The organism is Rhodopseudomonas palustris BisB18 (assembly GCF_000013745.1).
Lineage (GTDB): Bacteria > Pseudomonadota > Alphaproteobacteria > Rhizobiales > Xanthobacteraceae > Rhodopseudomonas_A > Rhodopseudomonas_A palustris_F.
This window is the reverse complement of record NC_007925.1, coordinates 1,122,220-1,140,315: the sequence shown is the minus strand read 5'-3', so window position 1 is coordinate 1,140,315 and position 18,096 is coordinate 1,122,220. Positions and strand designations below refer to the sequence as shown.

21 protein-coding genes are annotated in these 18,096 nt (G+C 62.5%); 8 read left to right on the top strand and 13 right to left on the bottom strand.

All coding sequences use genetic code 11. The features are described 5' to 3' along the window. Positions 1-22 precede the first annotated feature (22 nt). The 9 genes from RPC_RS26715 to badH all read right to left on the bottom strand — a co-directional run bounded on the left by RPC_RS26715 (position 23) and on the right by badH (position 8,109). A complete protein-coding gene (locus tag RPC_RS26715; protein WP_415914797.1) occupies positions 23-871 on the bottom strand; it encodes a CHAT domain-containing protein in 849 nt (282 codons plus the stop codon). Positions 872-989: 118 nt separating this feature from the next. After that, positions 990-1,172, bottom strand: coding sequence for a hypothetical protein (locus tag RPC_RS26710; RefSeq protein WP_041801428.1), 183 nt, complete (start codon positions 1,170-1,172; stop codon positions 990-992). A 7-nt stretch (positions 1,173-1,179) separates the two neighbouring features. Next, positions 1,180-1,410, bottom strand: a complete 231-nt coding sequence (locus tag RPC_RS26705) for a hypothetical protein (protein ID WP_041801426.1) — start codon at positions 1,408-1,410, stop codon at positions 1,180-1,182. An 87-nt stretch (positions 1,411-1,497) separates the two neighbouring features. After that, entirely contained in the window at positions 1,498-2,688 is a 1,191-nt protein-coding gene (locus tag RPC_RS05215) for an acyl-CoA dehydrogenase (protein WP_011471507.1), read from the bottom strand. Between the two features lie 66 nt (positions 2,689-2,754). After that, positions 2,755-3,531 carry an enoyl-CoA hydratase-related protein gene (locus RPC_RS05210; protein WP_011471506.1) on the bottom strand — a complete coding sequence of 259 codons (777 nt, stop codon included), beginning with the start codon at positions 3,529-3,531 and terminating at the stop codon, positions 2,755-2,757. An 86-nt stretch (positions 3,532-3,617) separates the two neighbouring features. Beyond that, positions 3,618-5,261, bottom strand: coding sequence for a cyclohexanecarboxylate-CoA ligase (aliA, locus tag RPC_RS05205; protein WP_011471505.1), 1,644 nt, complete (start codon positions 5,259-5,261; stop codon positions 3,618-3,620). 46 nt (positions 5,262-5,307) lie between these two features. Next, the gene (aliB, locus tag RPC_RS05200; RefSeq protein ID WP_011471504.1) at positions 5,308-6,459 is read right to left on the bottom strand and encodes a cyclohexanecarboxyl-CoA dehydrogenase; all 1,152 of its coding nucleotides are present in this window, start codon (positions 6,457-6,459) and stop codon (positions 5,308-5,310) included. 72 nt (positions 6,460-6,531) lie between these two features. After that, complete coding sequence (badI, locus tag RPC_RS05195; RefSeq protein WP_011471503.1) at positions 6,532-7,314, bottom strand: 2-ketocyclohexanecarboxyl-CoA hydrolase; 783 nt, start codon at positions 7,312-7,314, stop codon at positions 6,532-6,534. 27 nt (positions 7,315-7,341) lie between these two features. After that, a complete protein-coding gene (badH, locus tag RPC_RS05190) occupies positions 7,342-8,109 on the bottom strand; it encodes a 2-hydroxycyclohexanecarboxyl-CoA dehydrogenase (protein ID WP_011471502.1) in 768 nt (255 codons plus the stop codon). Between the two features lie 132 nt (positions 8,110-8,241). Between badH and RPC_RS05185 the strand changes: the two genes are divergently transcribed. Next, positions 8,242-8,763 carry a MarR family transcriptional regulator gene (locus RPC_RS05185; RefSeq protein ID WP_011471501.1) on the top strand — a complete coding sequence of 174 codons (522 nt, stop codon included), beginning with the start codon at positions 8,242-8,244 and terminating at the stop codon, positions 8,761-8,763. Between the two features lie 67 nt (positions 8,764-8,830). Continuing rightward, on the top strand, positions 8,831-9,850 hold the full coding sequence (locus tag RPC_RS05180) for a zinc-binding dehydrogenase (RefSeq protein WP_011471500.1): 1,020 nt from the start codon (positions 8,831-8,833) through the stop codon (positions 9,848-9,850). Positions 9,851-9,862: 12 nt separating this feature from the next. Here the strand turns inward: RPC_RS05180 and RPC_RS26000 are convergent, their stop codons facing one another. After that, on the bottom strand, positions 9,863-10,036 hold the full coding sequence (locus RPC_RS26000) for a hypothetical protein (RefSeq protein ID WP_157043142.1): 174 nt from the start codon (positions 10,034-10,036) through the stop codon (positions 9,863-9,865). Between the two features lie 112 nt (positions 10,037-10,148). On the opposite strand from RPC_RS26000, the gene bcrC reads away from it, so the two are divergent. From bcrC to RPC_RS05150, 6 genes are all read left to right on the top strand, one after another. Further along, positions 10,149-11,333 (top strand): benzoyl-CoA reductase subunit C, encoded by a 1,185-nt coding sequence (bcrC, locus tag RPC_RS05175; RefSeq protein ID WP_011471499.1) that lies wholly within the window; start codon positions 10,149-10,151, stop codon positions 11,331-11,333. After that, on the top strand, positions 11,330-12,640 hold the full coding sequence (gene bcrB / locus RPC_RS05170) for a benzoyl-CoA reductase subunit B (RefSeq protein WP_011471498.1): 1,311 nt from the start codon (positions 11,330-11,332) through the stop codon (positions 12,638-12,640). Before bcrC ends, bcrB begins: the two co-directional genes overlap by 4 nt. Before the next feature lie 9 nt (positions 12,641-12,649). Further along, positions 12,650-13,963: a benzoyl-CoA reductase subunit A gene (gene bcrA, locus RPC_RS05165; RefSeq protein WP_011471497.1), complete on the top strand. Its 1,314-nt coding sequence runs from the start codon at positions 12,650-12,652 to the stop codon at positions 13,961-13,963. A gap of 11 nt (positions 13,964-13,974) precedes the next feature. Beyond that, positions 13,975-14,832 carry a benzoyl-CoA reductase subunit D gene (gene bcrD / locus RPC_RS05160; RefSeq protein WP_011471496.1) on the top strand — a complete coding sequence of 286 codons (858 nt, stop codon included), beginning with the start codon at positions 13,975-13,977 and terminating at the stop codon, positions 14,830-14,832. An 80-nt stretch (positions 14,833-14,912) separates the two neighbouring features. Further along, a complete protein-coding gene (locus tag RPC_RS05155; protein WP_011471495.1) occupies positions 14,913-16,487 on the top strand; it encodes a benzoate-CoA ligase family protein in 1,575 nt (524 codons plus the stop codon). Positions 16,488-16,515: 28 nt separating this feature from the next. Further along, positions 16,516-16,761, top strand: a complete 246-nt coding sequence (locus tag RPC_RS05150; protein ID WP_011471494.1) for a YfhL family 4Fe-4S dicluster ferredoxin — start codon at positions 16,516-16,518, stop codon at positions 16,759-16,761. On the opposite strand, the gene RPC_RS05145 is transcribed toward RPC_RS05150, so the two are convergent. The 3 genes from RPC_RS05145 to RPC_RS26700 form a co-directional block, all read right to left on the bottom strand. Next, positions 16,758-17,222: an Rrf2 family transcriptional regulator gene (locus RPC_RS05145; protein ID WP_011471493.1), complete on the bottom strand. Its 465-nt coding sequence runs from the start codon at positions 17,220-17,222 to the stop codon at positions 16,758-16,760. The two genes, RPC_RS05150 and RPC_RS05145, sit on opposite strands and share 4 nt — an antisense overlap. Before the next feature lie 71 nt (positions 17,223-17,293). Beyond that, positions 17,294-17,773: a GNAT family N-acetyltransferase gene (locus RPC_RS05140; RefSeq protein WP_011471492.1), complete on the bottom strand. Its 480-nt coding sequence runs from the start codon at positions 17,771-17,773 to the stop codon at positions 17,294-17,296. 39 nt (positions 17,774-17,812) lie between these two features. Then, the gene (locus RPC_RS26700) at positions 17,813-18,019 is read right to left on the bottom strand and encodes a GNAT family N-acetyltransferase (protein WP_415914796.1); all 207 of its coding nucleotides are present in this window, start codon (positions 18,017-18,019) and stop codon (positions 17,813-17,815) included. Positions 18,020-18,096 lie beyond the last annotated feature (77 nt).

Genomic DNA, 18,096 nt, shown 5'->3' with positions numbered 1-18,096 from the left:
ACCTGGAACGCGGCGCAAGCCATCAAGCTGAAGTGCTCGCAGCTCGGCGCGGCTCAATCCCGCGCGCCACGGCGTCCGCTTTCGGGCTTGCTGCGGTGAGGATCCTCGGCGGCGGAATGGCGTCGATCGGCAAATCGCAAGCGGTCCGCGCGTCGGAGTTTAGGGACGACCGTACAATTGACGAATTCGGATTCGTTCCCGAGACGTTCAGTGGGAGGGGATCAGTGGTAGCGGGAGAGGGATTCATCCGATTACCCCCCTCGATCTCGGCCTTTTCACCCTCCGCCGCGCCGCTGGCTGAGGCAACCCGGCGTTTGGCGGGCTGCCCCACAACGGCCCCGGCCACCGCTGGTTCACTGTCGCCGCCGGACAGGGGCGTGGGATGGTGTTTCGGGGCCATGGGAGTGCCATCAAAGCGCAAGATCGCGACGGCCGGCGAGGAAAGCGCCAGCGCCGGTTGGGTCGGCCTGTTCAATTCGCCGGGGACCAGGCCGTGGGTCGCGAATGCCAGCACTTTGAAACCCGAGAGATTGAGTGCCTTCACGCTCTGCTCGTTGGCTTGTTTGCCGAGATTGAGCACCTTCGACGGATCGGCCTGCAATGCCAGCGCGATTGATTTCAATTCTTCGGCGGTGTCGGGAAGCCGCGGCAGCATTGCGAGGTCGGCACTTTCGACGCCTTCCAGTTTCGGGCTACTGCGCCGCTTCAGCGGCACTCCGCGTCTAACGTTGCTACCGGCGTCGGCTACCAGCATCGACGAGTTAGTTTTCTCGGCCTCGGCCTGCTGCTCAAGGCTGAAATAGGAGTCGCCGAACGCTATCAACTCGCCCCGATTTGGCTTGCCGGGCGGCAGATTGCGCAGAGTCCGCAACGCCGCTGCGGAGCACCGTCGTCACCGCGTGAGTGCGCGCCAGCCACGGCACATTGCGGTAGCCGATAAAGAGTGGATCGTCGTCAGGCTTGACCTCGCTCGGCGCGGTCGGCAGCAACTACAGCGGCAGCAGACCGAGCGCGCCGTTGGTGACCACGATCAGGTTTTTCGCAGGCTTCCAGCCGCTTTCGACCGGCTTCAACAGCAACGAATAGAGCTCGTAACCCAGCTTCAGATCGAATTCGGGAATATCGGAAATCATTGCCGCCTGTGGCTCCAACGCCTCGCGCAGCTTGCGCACCCCGGATTCAATTCGCCGCTGGTGGCGTTGATCGCGGCGAAGACCACCGGGCCGGTCTTGGGACCGCCCAGACAAAGCTGCCGTTCTGGCCCAAATAGAATGACAGCAGCGCCTCGTCATCGACCAACGTGGCTTTGATCTGCTTAACAGTGGGCGGCTTTGGCGACACCAGGTCGGCATAGGCCGGGAATTTCTCGCGGATCTGCAGGCGCGCCTTGTTGCGCTCTCCGCGCAGCATGTTGATCGACGCATTGCATTGGCATCACCAGCAACGTACACCGGCGCGATCTGCACCCACGCAGCAAAGGGCGCTAAGCGAAATGGCTCAGTTGAACGCCGCGATGCCCGTAATGGCGCGACCAAGGATCAGCGCATGGACGTCGTGCGTGCCCTCGTAGGTGTTGACCACTTCCAGATTGACGAGATGGCGCGCGACGCCGAATTCGTCGCTGATGCCGTTGCCTCCCATCATGTCGCGCGCGGCGCGGGCGATCTCCAGCGCCTTTCCGCATGAATTGCGCTTCATGATCGATGTGATCTCGACCGGCGCGGCACCTTCGTCCTTCAGGCGTCCCAATCGCAGACACCCCTGCAGCCCCAGCGTGATCTCGGTGAGCATATCCGCAAGCTTCTTCTGCACCAGTTGATTGGTGGCCAGCGGACGGCCGAACTGCTTGCGATCGAGAACGTATTGCCGGGCACGGAGATAACAGTCTTCGGCCGCGCCGAGCGCGCCCCAGGCGATGCCGTAGCGGGCGCTATTGAGGCAGGTGAACGGGCCTTTGAGGCCACGCACTTCCGGAAACGCGTTCTCCTCCGGACAGAACACATCGTCCAGCACGATCTCGCCGGTTATGGACGCGCGCAGGCCGACCTTACCGTGGATCGCCGGCGCGCTCAGGCCCGGCCAGCCCTTTTCGAGCACGAAGCCGCGGATTTCTCCGGCGTCGTCCTTGGCCCAGACCACGAAAACGTCGGCGATCGGGCTGTTGGTGATCCACATCTTCGCGCCGGATAGCCGATACCCGCCATCGACCTTCCGTGCCCGGGAAATCATGCCGCCCGGGTCGGAGCCATGATCGGGCTCGGTGAGGCCGAAGCAGCCGATCCACTCCCCGGTCGCGAGTTTTGGCAGATATTTCTGCCTTGTCGCCTCATTGCCGAATTCGAGGATCGGCACCATCACGAGCGACGATTGCACGCTCATCATCGAACGGTAGCCGGAATCGACGCGCTCGACCTCGCGCGCGATCAGGCCATAGCAGACGTGGTTCAGGCCGGCGCCGCCAAACGTCTCCGGAATGGTCGCGCCGAGCAGGCCGAGTTCACCCATGCTTCGGAACACACCCTCATCTGTCTGCTCGTGCCGGAACGCTTGCACCACTCGCGGCAGCAATTGCTCCTGGCAGTAGGCGTGCGCCGTGTCGCGGACGGCGCGTTCGTCCTCCGTGATCTGGCCATCGAGCGAAAGCGGATCGTCCCAGCGAAAATGTTGGCGCGGTGGGGGTAAGGCCATTTGAAGCTCCTGAGTGAACAACGCGACGCGGTGGCGGGACCGCGCGAGTTGGGCGATCTGCCTGGATCAGCGATGGGTGAAGTTCGGCTTCCGCTTCTCCAGAAATGCCGTGATGCCTTCGCGGGCATCCGGCGCCGCGAACCGGGCATGCATTTCCCGCCGTTCAAACAATATGCCCTCGCTCAGCGGCGTCTCGAACGCGCGATTGAGGGTTTCCTTCAGCACCATCAATGCGGGGGCGGAGAACGACGCGATGGTCATCGCAAGCTTCAAGGTCTCTTCGCGGAGCTTGTCGTCATCGACCACGCGCGACACCAGCCCGTAGCAGTCGGCCTCGTCGGCCTCGAGCGGACGGCCGGACAGGCACATGTCCATCGCCTTGGCCTTGCCGATGGCGCGCGGCAGCCGCTGGGTGCCGCCGGCGCCGGGCAATAGGCCAAGCTTGATCTCCGGCAGCGCGAATTTGGCGCTGCGCGCGGCGACGATGATGTCGCAGGCCAGCGCCAATTCGCATCCGCCGCCATAGGCCAGACCCGCGACCGAGGCCAGCACCGGTTTGCGCACCTGCCGGATGGTCTCCCAGTTCCGGGTGACGAAGTTCGACTTGTAGACGTCGCTGTAGCTCCACTCGGCCATGACGGCGATATCGGCGCCCGCGGCGAAGGCCCGCGCGCTGCCGGCGATCACGATGGCGCCGATGTCATCGTCGGCGTCGAAATCGCGCAGTGCCGTGCCGAGCGCATCCATCAACTCGTCGTTGAGCGCGTTGAGCATCTCCGGGCGGTTGAGCGTGACGAGTCCGACTCGGCCTTCTCGTTCGACGATGATCACGTTCTCTGCCACAAGCTTGCTCCCTCACTCCATACAGCGCGCTGACGATGTCTCATGCATGCCGACCGGCGTAGGGTCGGCGATTGGCGTTGACTGTCCTATAGATCGTTCTGCTGCAGCATTTCGCGCAGCCGGAATTTCTGAATCTTTCCGGAAGGGGTCGCGGGCATCGCCTCGCGCACAATCAGCCGTTCCGGGATGTACTGGACCGCGAGTTTTTGCGTCTTCAGAAATTCGACCATGGTCCGGAAATCAATCGTCTCTCCCGTCCGCAGCACGACGACCGCGCAGGCGCGCTCGCCGAGGCGCTCGTCGGGATAGGCGACAATCGCGACTTGGGAAACGGCGGGATGCTTGTAGAGCAGCGCTTCAACTTCGACGACCGGGATGTTCTCCCCGCCGCGGATGATGACGTCCTTGCTGCGGCCGCTGATGCGGATGTAGCCGGCGGGGGTCATGTAGGCGAGGTCGCCGGTATCGAACCAGCCCTCCGCATCGGTGGCGTTCCATTGCGGGCGTCGCAGATAGCCGCCGAAATTCGAGCATGCCCGCACCACGAGGCGTCCGATCTGCCCCGCGGGCAGCGCGGCGCCGTCACCATCGATCACCTTCACTTCGACGCCGGGCAGCGGGCAGCCGTCGGTGGTCGACGCCAGCTTGTCGTCGTCGTCGAGTGTGATGAGCGTGACCGCGCCGTTCTCTGTCATACCCCAGGCGGAGACGATTTTCGCACCGAGGCCTGCTTGCGCCTGTTCGACCAGCGGCCCCGGAATCGGCGCGCCGGCGCAGAGAAAGGTTTTCAGGCTCGGAACAGGCAGGGCGCTCTCTTTCACGACCCGCGTGAGATCGGTCAGGAACGGAGTCGAGGCCATGGTGAAACTGACGCGCTCAGTGCGGATCAGTTCGGCCGCCTTCGCCGGCTCCCAGACATCCTGCAGCACGGCGCTCGCCTGCAGCATGATCGGCATCATCAGCCCATACATGAAGCCGGTCTGATGCGCCATCGGCGACGCCATCAGGATGACGTCGTCCTGACTGAGCTTCAGCCGCCGCGCATAAGGAATGATATTGGCCATCAGCGTATTGGCGCTGTGCATCACGCCCTTGGGCTCGCCGGTGGTGCCGGAGGTGTAGATCAGTTGCGTGATGTCGTCGGGCCCCGGGCGATGGTTGGTCAGGATCGCAGGCGCATCCGGCGCCTTCTCCCATTCCGGAATCGTCAACAGCGTTTCGAAATCATCCGCGCCGCCGCCACCGACCACAACGATCTGTTGCAGCGCCGGCAATAGCGGCTGCAGACCGCGCGTCATGGCTTCGTGATCGAAATTGCGGAAGGTCTTCGGCACGACGAGCACCTTGGCCTCCCCGTGCTTCAGCATGAACGACAATTCGCGCTCGCGGAAAATTGGCATCAACGGATTGAGCACCGCGCCGATCCGCGAACAGGCCAGATAAAGGACGCTGAACTGCCAGCCATTCGGCAATTGCATCGCGACGACGTCGTTGCGAGTGACGCCGAGTCGCGACAGCCCGACCGCGACGCGGTCGGCAAGCGTGGCGAGTTCGCGATAGCTGAATCGGCGGGTCTGGTCACCGTCGAGACGCACGGCCGCGAGCGCGGTCTTGTCTGGGCAAGCGGCGACGCAGGCGTCGAGATCGTCGTTGATGGTGCGATCGTGCCAATGGCCCCGGGCGATGCTTTCGGCACGACGTGCCGGCAGCAGGATGGCATCGAATTCCATGATGATCTCCCCCTGTATGTGGGTGTCGTCTGTGCTGGCGCGCTGCTCACGCCGGAACGGCGGCGCGGCCGGCCCGGCTGCGCGCGATGACGGTCTTCATGATCTGGGCGGTGCCGTCGCCGAGTTGGAAGCCGAGCACGTCGCGCAAGCGCTGCTCCATCACGCCGCGATCGTACCCGCCATGGCCGTGCGTCAGCAGGCACTCATGCACGACGTCGTAGGCGAGTTTCGGCGCCCACCATTTGCACATCGCAGCTTCTCTGCTGTGTGGCGCGCCGTTGTCCTTCAGCCACAGCGCCTGCAGGCACAGCAGACGCGCGGCTTCGACCTGGGTGTCGAGATCGGCGAGCGGATGCGACACGCCCTGGAACGCCGACAACGGCTGACCGAACGCCTGCCGCTCCGCGACATGGGCCCAGGTTTCCTCGAGCGCGACCCGCGCCACCGCCAGCACCTGCATCCCGATCAGCGCGCGCGAGAAATCGAACCCCTGCATCACCTGCACGAAGCCCTTGTTCTCATCGCCGAGGCGATGCGAGCCGGGTACGCGGACGTTTTCGAAGAACAGCGAGCCGCGGCCGATGGCGCGCTGGCCATGGCAGTCGAACCGGCTGCGGGTAATCCCCGGCAGGTCCATCGGAATCAGCAGCGCCGTGACACCATGCGCGCCGGACTCAACTGTTCCTGTGCGCCCGAACACCACCGCGGCGTCGGCCTGGTCGGCGGCGGAGATCGAGGTCTTCTCGCCATTGACGATATAGTTATCGCCGTCGCGCTCGACGCGCAGCCGCAGATTGGCGGCGTCCGACCCGCCGCGAGGCTCGGTGAGCGCGATCGCGATCAGCGCATCGCCAGCCAGCAGCCTCGTAAGCCAAGGCTTGGCGATCTCGGGCCGGCCGTGCTGGGACAAAATCTGTCCGTTCAGTGAGGCCAGCAGATTGATGTAGGAGATGCTGAGATCGGCGCGCGCGACCTCCTCATGGATGACGCCGGCGGCGAGGCTGCCCATGCCGAGACCGCCGAACACTTCCGGCAGCTCTGGAGCGATAAATCCCATCTCACCCATCGCCTTCATCACGCCGCGGTCAAGAACGCGCGTTTTGTCGCGCTCCTGAAATCCGGGCGCGATGCGATCGATGGCAAATCGCCGGGCCTGATCGGCCAGCGCAACCAGGTCTTCATTGAGATAAGGGTTCACCGATCCGCCTCCTGATTGCGTCCATACACCGGGGGATGCCCCCGGCGGTCACTCAACGATCCGGCTAAGGCGTCACTTGATGTATTTGCGGAATTCTGGCTTGCGCTTTTCCTTCAGCGCATTGACGCCCTCGCGCGACTCGTCGGTGTCGTAATAGAGCTTCAGCGCATACATGCCCATGCCGGCGATGCCGGCCTGGTGCGCGGTGTCCATGTTAAAACTGCGCTTAGCGATGGCGAGCGCGGTCGGGCTGCGCTCGCACAGTTCTTCGCCCCATTTCTGCACTTCGACGTCGAGTTCCTCGTGCGGCACGCAGAGATTGGCCAGCCCCATGGCTTCGGCTTGCTTGCCGGAATAGCGGCGGCACATGTACCAGATTTCGCGCGCCTTCTTTTCGCCGACCACGCGGGCGAGGAAAGCCGTGCCGTAGCCCGGATCGACCGAGCCCATCTTCGGGCCGACCTGGCCGAAGATCGCTTTCTCCGAACAGATCGTCAGGTCGCAGATCGTCGCCAGCACGTTGCCGCCGCCGATCGCATATCCCTGGACGCGGGCGATGACGGGTTTCGGCACGTCGCGGATCGCGGTGTGCAGTTCTTCCATCGGCAGGCCCACGGTGCCGCGGCCATCGTAATTGCCGTCATGGGTGGTCTGATCGCCACCGGTGCAGAAGGCGCGATCGCCGGCGCCGGTCAGCACTATGGCGCCGACGTCCTTGTCGTAGCCAGCTTTGTAAAGCGCCTTGATCAGCTCGTCGCAGGTGGTACCGCGGAACGCGTTCATCTTGTCGGGGCGGTTGATTATGATCCAGGCCACGCCGTTGCGGATGTCGTAGATCAGGTCCTCGAACTTCATGAGCTTTCCTCCTGTTGTTGCTTTTGCTTAGCCGTTCATGGTCAGGCCGCCGGAGACACTCAGCACCTGACCGGTGACGAACGATGCCTCGTCGCTGCCGAAGAACACGATCGCGCCGGCGAGATCGTCCGGCTGGCCGAGCCGCCCGAGCGGGATCGCCTTCGTGAAGGCCTCCACCAGTTTTTCTGGATTGGGCGCGCCGGAGGTGACGCCGGCCAGCAGCGCGGTATCGGTTGGACCGGGGCAAACGACGTTCACGGTAATACCGTGGCGGGCATGTTCGCGCGCCAGCGTTTTTGAGAAGGCGACCAGGCCGCCCTTGCAAGCCGCGTACACTGCCTCGCCAGAGGAACCGACGCGCGCGGCATCGGAGGCGATATTGACGATTCGCCCGTAGCGGCGCTCGACCATTCCCGGCAGGACCGCGTGATGCATATGCAGTGCACCGGTCAGGTTGATGGCGATCAGCTTCTCCCACTCGCCGGGGTCGGATTTGGCGAAAGGCTTAAAGATGTCCCAGCCAGCGTTGTTGACCAGCACGTCAATGGGGCCGAGCTTTGTTTGCGTCGCCGCCACCGCGGCGTTGACGCTGGCCCGATCGGCGATGTCGCACTTGAACGCCTCGGCGGTGCCACCGGCCGCGCGGATCTCGGCGGCTACTTTCTCCGCCGCTTCGAGATTGAGATCCAGCACCGCGACCTCGGCGCCCTCTTGCGCGAATTTTCGACAGGTGGCCCCGCCTATGCCGCCGCCGCCGCCCGTGATCACGACAGTCTTGTTTTGCAGACGCGCCATCCCCGCTTACTCCCTCTCCCGGTGTTTGTTCTTGCCCGGCTATTTGCCGACGGTCGTCGTCGGCCGCTTGGCTTTTAGGACAATATATTGCTATATCTATCGCGCTGAACAGAAATCCGCAAGAGGGAGTCGATGGCACGGAATACGAAAACTGCTTCTGATAACGCCACGACAAAGATCGAATTGGCTAACCGATTGTTTTTTCGGCTCTACCAATGCGCCAATATGTTGCATAAAACCGGGACGCGCGCCGTCGAAGCGGAGGGAATCACCACCCAGCAATGGGCGGTGCTGGGAGCGCTGTCGCGGCCTGCCGCCAAGGAAGGGATGAGTATCGGCGATCTCGCGCGCTATCTGATGGTCAGCCGGCAGAATCTCGCCGGGCTGATCGGCCGCATGGAGCGCGACGGGCACGTCGAGATCCTGCCGGATGAACGCGATCGTCGCTCACGCTTGGTGACAATGACCGACAGGGGGCGTCATGTTTGGCATGTTCTCGCTCAGCCCAAGATCCGCGCCTATTACGATCAGGTGCTTGCGGATTTCTCGATCAACGACACCACGCATGCGCTGCACTATTTGCTCAAGATTCTCGACAATATGAAGCGGATCGATGAGGGCGCGCCTGACGTCGATCCAGACCGAAACATTTGACAATCGTTGAAGGTTCGCCACGACGACAATCGTAAAACACGATCAAAAGTGAGATGGGGTGGAAGCAATGAAGGCAGCCTTTATGACTGGGCATGGCGGCAACGAGGTCATCGTCGTTGGCGAGCGGCCGATACCGATACGGCAGCCGGGCGAGGTGCTGATCCGCATGAAGGCCGCGACCGTCAACCGCGTCGACCTCTATATGCGCGACAGCGGCGCGGGCATCACCCATTCGCTGCCGCAGATCATGGGCGTCGATGGTGCCGGAGTAATCGAAGAAGCCGATGACGCCGCGCTGATCGGCCGGCGGGTGACGATCTATCCAGGCCTGGTCTGCGGCCGTTGCGAATTCTGCCAGCGCGGCGAACCGGTGCTGTGCGCCAAGATGCGCCTGCTCGGCGAGCATTGCAACGGCACGATGGCCGAGTATGTTAGCGTCCCGGCCGGCAACGCACTTGAGATTCCCGACGCTCTCGATTTTGCACAAGGAGCAGCGCTGGGCGTGAACTATCTCACCGCCTGGCGAATGCTGTTCAACAAGGCCAACCTGCAACCCGGCGAAACCGTGCTGGTGTTCGGCATCGGCGGCGGCGTGTCGTTGGCGGCGCTGCAGATCGCCAAGGCGGCCGGCGCCCGCGTGTTCGTCACTTCCCGCAGCGCCGAGAAGGCGGCCCACGCTCGCGCGCTCGGCGCGGATGCGGCGATCGACGCCCCGGCCGACAAGATCCCCGCCGCGGTGATGGAATTGACCGGCGGCCGAGGCGTCGACGTGGTGATAGAAAACATCGGCGGCGCGATATGGAGCGCGGCGCTGAAATGCCTGGTGCGTGGCGGCCGGATCGCCACCTGCGGCGCCACCATCGGCGACAACCCCTCCGCCGATCTGCGCCGGGTATTCATCCGGCAATTGCAGATTTTCGGATCGACGCTCGGCAATCCCGACGAATTCGCAAAACTGATCGAATGGTGCGCCGCCGGACGGATCACGCCGCCGATCGATGTCCATTACCCGCTCGACCAAGTCCGCGAGGCATTCTCACATCTCGAAGCGGGCCAGCAGTTCGGCAAAATTGCCATCGATATTTGATAGGCGACTTTCCTAAGCGGGATGCCCGCGCTTGTCGCGGGCATCCATATCTTGAGAGCCGTGCACGATGAAGGACATGGTGGCCGGGACAAGCCCGGCCATGACGGTTGAGTGGCTGGTACCAACAATATCACGCTGCGGTGCGGCGAGCGCGGACGCCACGATCGTGAAACGGATTTGATCCACGTCAAATCCATTTCTCGCATTCCAATACTAGATTACATTATAGCACGGCGGGACTCACCGCCGACGGACCAACGCTCCGGCGAGTGGCGCGGAGTACAGGGAGGATCACGGCATGCTCGACAGGGCGCGCCAGACCACGGGCGACATCGTCGCCCGCTGCGAAGCGCTGTTTTCCGACCTCAGTTTCACCGCCGCCCGCGAATGGAAGGCGGCCGAACCCGGCCGCATCGTGGTCGGCTTCCTGCCCTACTACGCGCCGCGCGAGCTGGTACATGCAGCCGGCGGGCTGCCACTCGGAATCTTCGGCGGTGGCGACCAGCTAGAGGTCATCCACGGCGACGCCTATTACCAGAGCTATATCTGCCGAATTCCGCGCTCGACCATCGAGCTCGGCGTTTCCGGCAGGCTCGATTTCGTCGACGGCATGATGTTTCCCTCGATCTGCGACGTGATCCGCAATCTGTCGGGGATGTGGAAGCTGATGTTTCCCGAGAAGGGCGCGCGCTATATCGATCTGCCGCACAATTTCGAGGATGACCTCGGCGGCGACTTCTATGTCAGCGAATTGCGCGAGACCTGCGAGTGGCTCTCCGGAATGACCGGTAAGCCGATCACCACCGAAGCCCTGCGCGCCTCGGTCGCTGCGTTCAACGAGAACCGCCGACTGATCCGCGAGCTCTACGCGCTACGCGCGGTTGAGCCGTGGAATGTTCCCTCCTCCGAGCTATATTTGCTGCTCCGCGCCGGTATGGTGATCCCGGTCGAGCAGCACAATCAGTTGCTCGGAGAATATCTCGCCGCCGCGCGGCTGCAGCAGCGGCCGATCAAGGACAATTCCCGCGTGGTGATCTGCGGCATGTTCTGCGAGCAGCCGCCGCTCAACCTCATCAAGTCGATCGAGCTGTCGGGCTGCTACATAGTCGATGACGATTTCATCCTGGTCACCCGCTGGGAGAATTCCGACGTCGCGCTCGACGGCGATCCGCTGAAGAATTTGGCGAACGCCTATCTGCACGATTCCAAATCGACACCGCCGAAATACGAGCCCGACGAGGCCAAGAAGGGCCTTTATCTCGTCGATAGCGTGCGCAAGAACCGCGCCGAGGGCGTGATCTTCGCGATGACCAGCTTCTGCGATCCCGGCCTGCTGGAGCGCCCGATGCTGCAGGCGGTGCTGAAGAGCCACAACATCCCGCAGATCGCTTTCAAATACGCCGAAAATTCCGGCCAGATGCAGCCGATCCGCGAGCAGGCCGGCACCTTCGCCGATTCGATCAAACTGTGGAGCGGGGCATGACCATCATCGTCGGACCGAAGACCAAGCCGCCGGAGGCCACCAAGGACGCCTCGATGGCGCGGCAGAAGGAGATGGTCAACGCCCATTATGACCGGCTCGCAAACGCCAAGGAGCGCGGCGAGAAGGTCGCCGCGACCTTCGTGCCGGGCAATCTCAACGAGTTGTTGATGTGCTTCGACATGATCAACAATTTGCCGGAGGTCAACGCCATCCAGAACGGCCTGCGTAAGCAGAGCGGCGCTTTCGTCATGGAGGCGGAGAAGCTCGGCCATTCCGAAGACGTCTGCACTTACGTGAAATCCGACATCGGCATGATGGCCAAGGGCAATATCGGCCCCAACGGCCGCCGCCTGCCGGACCCGGACGTGCTTCTCTTGTCCTATACCGGCTGCTTCACCTTCATGAAGTGGTTCGAACTGCTGCGCCGCCAATACAACTGCGAAACCATAATGTTCCAGACGCCGTACCTCGCCGACGGCAAGATCACCAAGGACATGATCAGCTACATGGTGAAGCAGCTGAAGCTGGACGTGATCCCGAAGCTGGAGCGGATCTCCGGCGTCAAGTTCGACATCGACCGGCTGCGCGACTACCTCCGCAAATCCGCCAAGGCGGAGGACGATCACGTCTGGGTGCTGCAGTCGGCCAAGAACAAGCCCTCGCCGATCGACGCCTATTTTGGAGGCATCTATTATATCGGGCCGATCTTCGGCGCCTTCCGCGGCACCGACGAAGCGATTGAATACTACAAGTTCCTGCGCGCCGAGGTCGAACAGCGGATCGCCGAGGGCAAAGGGCCGGTGACGCCGGATGGCGACATGGGCAAGGAGCGTTATCGCCTCGTGGTCGAAGGCCCGCCGAACTACACTAATTTCCGTCAGTTCTGGAAGATGTTCTATGACGAAGGCGCGGTCGTGGTCGCCTCCAGTTACACCAAGGTCGGCGGCACCTATGATCTCGGCTTCCGCCACGACCCCGACCGGCCGCTGGAGTCGCTCGCCGAATATTGCCTCAATGTCTACACCAACCGCAATTTGCCGATGCGTGTCGACATGTTGGAGAACTACATGAACGAGTACGAGGCGGACGGGCTTTTGATCAATTCGATCAAGAGCTGCAATTCGTTCTCGGCCGGCCAGCTTCTGATGATGCGTGAGGTCGAGAAGCGCACCGGCAAGCCCGCGGCCTTCATCGAAACCGACCTGGTCGATCCGCGCTACTTCTCCGCAGCCAACGTCAAGAACCGGCTGGAGAGCTATTTCCAGATGATCGAGCAGAAGCGCGCCGGTCTGCGCGGCGCGGCCTGAGGAGGGATGATGCGCACCTTTATTGGTATCGATCTCGGCTCGACCACCACCAAGGCGGTGCTGCTCGACCAAAACAAAGAAGTGATCGGCCGCGGCATCACCAATTCGCGGTCGAATTACGCGACAGCGGCGCGGGTCGCCTCGGAGGAAGCGCGGATCGACGCCCGCTTCACGCTGTTTCGCCGTGCGTTACACGCCGGCGACTCCGGCCACGAGCACAGCCGCGAATTCCTGGCCGCGCTCGAACGCAATTTTCGCCTGGTCCAATTCCTCGAACAGCTCGACGATTTGGAGGAGACCTGCCACGGCCAGTTGAAGAGTGATCGCTTCGCTTCCGTCGCCGACGCGCTGAAAGAGGCGCTGCACGAAGTGTTCATCCGATTGCGGGCCGAGGCGCCTTTGCTCTACGCACCGGAGGCCAAGCGCAAGTCCGACTTCTTCCGCGACATCGCCGGCTCCCGCTACCATGTCCACGCCGAAGCCGTCGCGCGCGAGATGGGCGTTGCGCTCGAGATCGTGTTGAATGCCTACGACAAGTCGATCATCGAGGTTGAGAACCGACCGCCGGGCGGCGAGCTCAGCGAGAAGTTTCGCCGTGGCATCGCGCGCATGCTCGACACCGATTCGCACATCGCCGATGGGGAAGGCGACTATACGCGGATGATCGAGGACGCGCTCGGCATCGAACTGGAAGAGACCTATCTGGTCGGAACCGGCTACGGCCGGGTCACGCTGCCGTTCTCCAAGGAGCATATCCGCTCGGAAATCCTGTGCCACGGTCTCGGCGCGCACATGATGTATCCGGCGACCCGTACCGTGCTCGACATCGGCGGCCAGGACACCAAGGGGATTCAGATCGACGGCCAGGGTATCGTCGAGAATTTCCAGATGAACGACCGCTGCGCCGCCGGCTGCGGACGCTATCTCGGCTACATCGCCGACGAAATGAACGTCGGCCTGCACGAGCTCGGGCCACTGGCGATGAAGTCGAACCGCCCCGCCCGCATCAACTCGACCTGCACGGTGTTCGCCGGAGCCGAACTGCGCGACCGACTGTCACTCGGCGAGAAGCGCGAGGACATCCTCGCCGGCCTTCACCGCGCGATCATTTTACGCGCTATCTCGATCATTTCGCGCTCGGGCGGCGTGACCGACCAGTTCACCTTCACCGGTGGCGTCGCCAAGAACGAGGCGGCGGTGCGCGAATTGCGCAAGCTGATCAAGGAGAACTACGGCGAGGTGACGATCAACATCAATCCCGACTCGATCTACACCGGCGCGCTCGGGGCATCCGAGTTCGCCCGTCGCGCCATCGCGTCGTAAGGAGGAAACTCATGCCGATCACATCCGGGATCGATGTTGGAACCGGCGCTGTCAAGGTGGCCTTGTTCGAGGTGGGCGACGACGAAGAAATTTGCCTCGGCAAACTGGTCGAGCGGGTACGGCAGCGTGATCCGCTCAAACTCGCCGGCGACGTCTACGACAATGTTCTGAAGGAGGCCGGGCTTACGCGCGCCGATATCGCCTATTGCGCCACCACCGGAGAAGGTGAGGCCCTCGACTTCCACACTGGGCATTTCTATTCGATGACCACGCACGCGCGCGGCGCGATTTATCTGCGGCCGGACAGCCGCGCCGTACTCGACACCGGCGCGCTGCACGGCCGCGCCATCCGCATGGATAATCGCGGCAAGGTGCTGTCCTACAAGATGACCAGCCAGTGCGCGTCCGGCTCGGGGCAATTCCTGGAGAACATCGCGCGCTATCTCGGCATCGCCCAGGACGAGATCGGCTCGCTTTCGAAACAGGCCGACAATCCGGAAAAAGTCTCCGGCATCTGCGCGGTGCTGGCCGAGACCGACGTCATCAACATGGTATCACGCGGCATCACCGCGCCGAACATCCTGCGCGGTATCCATGAATCGATGGCTGACCGGCTCGCCAAGCTGCTCAAGACCCTCGGCACGATCGACGGCATGGTACAAATGACCGGTGGCTTGGCGCTCGACAAGGGTCTTGTCGAGGCCATGCAGGACGCCCTCGTCAAGGCCAAGATCACCGTGCCGATCGAAAGTCATCCGGATTCGATTTTTGCCGGTGCGTTCGGTGCTGCGTTGTGGGGAGCTTTCCGGCACCGGAAGCTCGCCGACATGGCGAGCGCGACAGGCCAGGAAACAGCGCGTTGCGACTGAAGCCGGTCGCCGCGATAGTATGGACCGGAAAGCGGCGCCAAGATCGCTTCCGGACGCAAGAACGATCAGGGAGAGACACCATGAACGCTGCAGGGGTCGCTGCGCCGCCGGAGAGATTCAATATCGCCGGGCATCTGCTGCAGGCTAATTGCGGCCGGCCGGACAAGCTGGCCTTCATCGACGACTCAAGCGCGCTCAGCTTCGCCCAGCTCGACGAAAAAGCGAGGCGGTCGGCGGCAGGCCTGCGCGCCCTCGGCATCAAGCGCGAAGAACGCGTCTTCCTGCTGATGCTTGATGGCACCGACTGGCCGATTGCATTCCTCGGCGCGATCTACGCCGGCATCGTCCCGGTCGCGGTCAATACGCTACTGACCGGCGACGACTACGCCTACATGCTGGAGCATTCCCGCGCGCAGGCCGTGCTGGTCAGCGGCGCGCTGCGCGGCACGTTGAAGATGGCGCTGACCAAGAGCGATCACGAGGTGCACAAGGTGATTGTGTCTCACCCTGACGCGCCGCTCGAACCCAACGAGGTCGAATTCGAGGCCTTCGTCGGCGCGCACGCACCACTGCAGAAGCCCGCCGCCACCCATGCCGACGATCCGGCATTCTGGCTGTATTCCTCCGGCTCAACCGGGCGCCCGAAGGGGGTCGTCCACACCCAGGCGAACCCGTACTGGACTGCGGAACTCTACGCCCGCAACACGCTGCAGCTGCAGGAGAGCGACGTCTGTTTCTCGGCTGCGAAACTGTTCTTCGCCTACGGCCTCGGCAACGCGCTGACCTTTCCGCTGAGCGTGGGTGCTACGACGCTACTGATGCCCGAGCGCCCGACGCCGGACGCGGTGTTCAAGCGCTGGCTCGGCGGTGTCGCCGGCTTGAAACCGACGGTCTTCTTCGGCGCACCAACCGGCTATGCGGGCATTTTAGCCGCGTCCAACCTGCCAGCGCGTGAGCAGATTACACTGCGGATGGCCTCCTCCGCGGGCGAAGCGCTGCCGGCGGAGATCGGCCAGCGCTTCCAGCGCCATTTCGGCATCGACATCGTCGATGGTATCGGTTCGACCGAGATGCTGCACATCTATCTGTCGAATCTGCCCGATCGGGTTTGCTACGGCACCACCGGCTGGCCGGTGCCGGGCTACGAAATCGAATTGCGCGGCGACGCTGGTGGGCCGGTGCCGGACGGCGAACCGGGCGACCTCTACATTCATGGCCCCTCGTCGGCGACGATGTATTGGGGCAACCGCGCGAAAACCCAGGAGACTTTTCAGGGCGGCTGGACCAAGTCCGGCGACAAATACATCCGCAATGAGGACGGCTCCTACTCCTATGCCGGGCGCACCGACGACATGCTCAAGGTCAGCGGCATCTATGTCAGCCCGTTCGAAATCGAGGCGACGTTGGTGCAGCATCCCTCGGTGCTGGAAGCCGCGGTGGTCGGCGTCGTTGACGAGAATGGCCTGACCAAGCCGAAGGCCTATGTGGTGCAACGGCCGGGCGTAGCCGTATCCGAAGCCGAATTGAAGACCTTCATCAAGGATCGATTGGCGCCCTACAAATATCCGCGCAGCACGGTGTTCGTCGAGGAACTTCCGAAAACCGCGACCGGAAAGATCCAGCGCTTCAAGCTTCGCGAGGGTACCTTGGGCTGAAGCAAGCGCGCTCAGCGAGGAGGATGACATGGCGTTGATGATCAATGAGGATTGCACGGCGTGCGACGCGTGTCGCCCGGTCTGTCCGAACGAGGCGATTGCAGCCGGCGACCCGATGTTTGTGATTGACGCGTTGCGCTGCACCGAATGCGTCGGAGCGGAGGATGAACCGCAGTGCCGACTGGTCTGCCCCGCCGATTGCATCGTCGCCAATCTAGACTGGTCGGAGACGCCTGAGGAACTGCAGACGAAATACGATCAGTTGCACGGCTAAGCCCTACCGGCCGAGGACAGCCGAACAGATTGACCGTGCGAGGTGCGCTCGCTCTTGCGTCGCTCGGTCTCGATCACCTTCAGGAGCGACGTGATCGAGATCGATCGTAACGTCGTCATCGCAATTCCGTCGATGTCTCGCAGCATCTTGTGCAGCGCCCGACTTTCTTCGTGATCGTCTGAAGCTGCCTGTTCGAGATCAGGCGCGGTATCTTCGAACAGCGTGATAATATCGAGCAGGGTGACACGCTTCGGATTGCCGCTGAAGCGATAGCCGCCACCAGGACCGCGCACCGATTCGATCAGGCGGGCTCGCACCAAGGCGCGCAGTACCTTGGCCAAATGATTGAGTGAGATGGCGTATTTTTCGGCGATATCGCCAGCGGAAATCTGCTGATCGGCGTGCGCCGCGAGTTCGAGCACGGCATACAATCCACACATCGTCGATTTCTGTAGCTTCATCGGCTTCAATCTTTTCTCGGCTTCCGTCGTCTCGCACTGCACGCGTCTCAATCGCCGCTGGTCCGGATCGCCTAGTCGAGATTCTTCTCCATTCCGATGAATCGGCCAACCATCAGACCCTGGCTGCGAAAAAATGCAATCACAAGCTGATTGTCATGCTCGATCATGGTCCGAACCTTGCTGACGCCGGCCTCCGCGAAGATTCTGCAAATTTCATCAAACAGTTGGGTGCCGACGTTGTTCACCCTTATCGCAGGATCGACCGTCAGCGCAAATACCCATCCGTAACTTTCCGCGCCAAACTCGAAATCCCGGACCTCACCCGAGATGAAACCGACCACCTGTCGGTTGATCTCGGCCACCAGAAATGCCCGACAGCCAGTCCGTTTCTGCGAGAAACTCTCATACAGATCCTGCCAGTATCGCGGCTTCGGTTGTCCGGTCGCCGACTCATCGATCTTGACGATCCATGACACGTCTTCGGCGCGGGCGGGCCGAACATACACTTCGCGAGCCGCTTCACCCGCGGCAACCCTGTTCACAGCACTCATCGCGTTCTCCCAATTGCGCGCTACGCATGATTCTCGCTCCTAAAGCGCGAGTGCAAGAACGACGTTCTGCGTAGGCTTGAACCCCAGTCGATCGAAAAGGCCGATCAGAGTGACGTCATTCCACTCGACGACGGTCCGGACGCGCTCAACACGCAGACTCGCGAGATGCGACATCAATTGGGTCAGCAGGATCGAACCGACACCCTGCGTCCGAAACTCGTTGTGGACCCCAATCGTGTCGAGCACTGCCTCCATTTCGGTCTGACCGAACTCTCCGTAGTCGACCGCGCCATAACGAAACCGGCGGGAGTCCGGTCGATTTC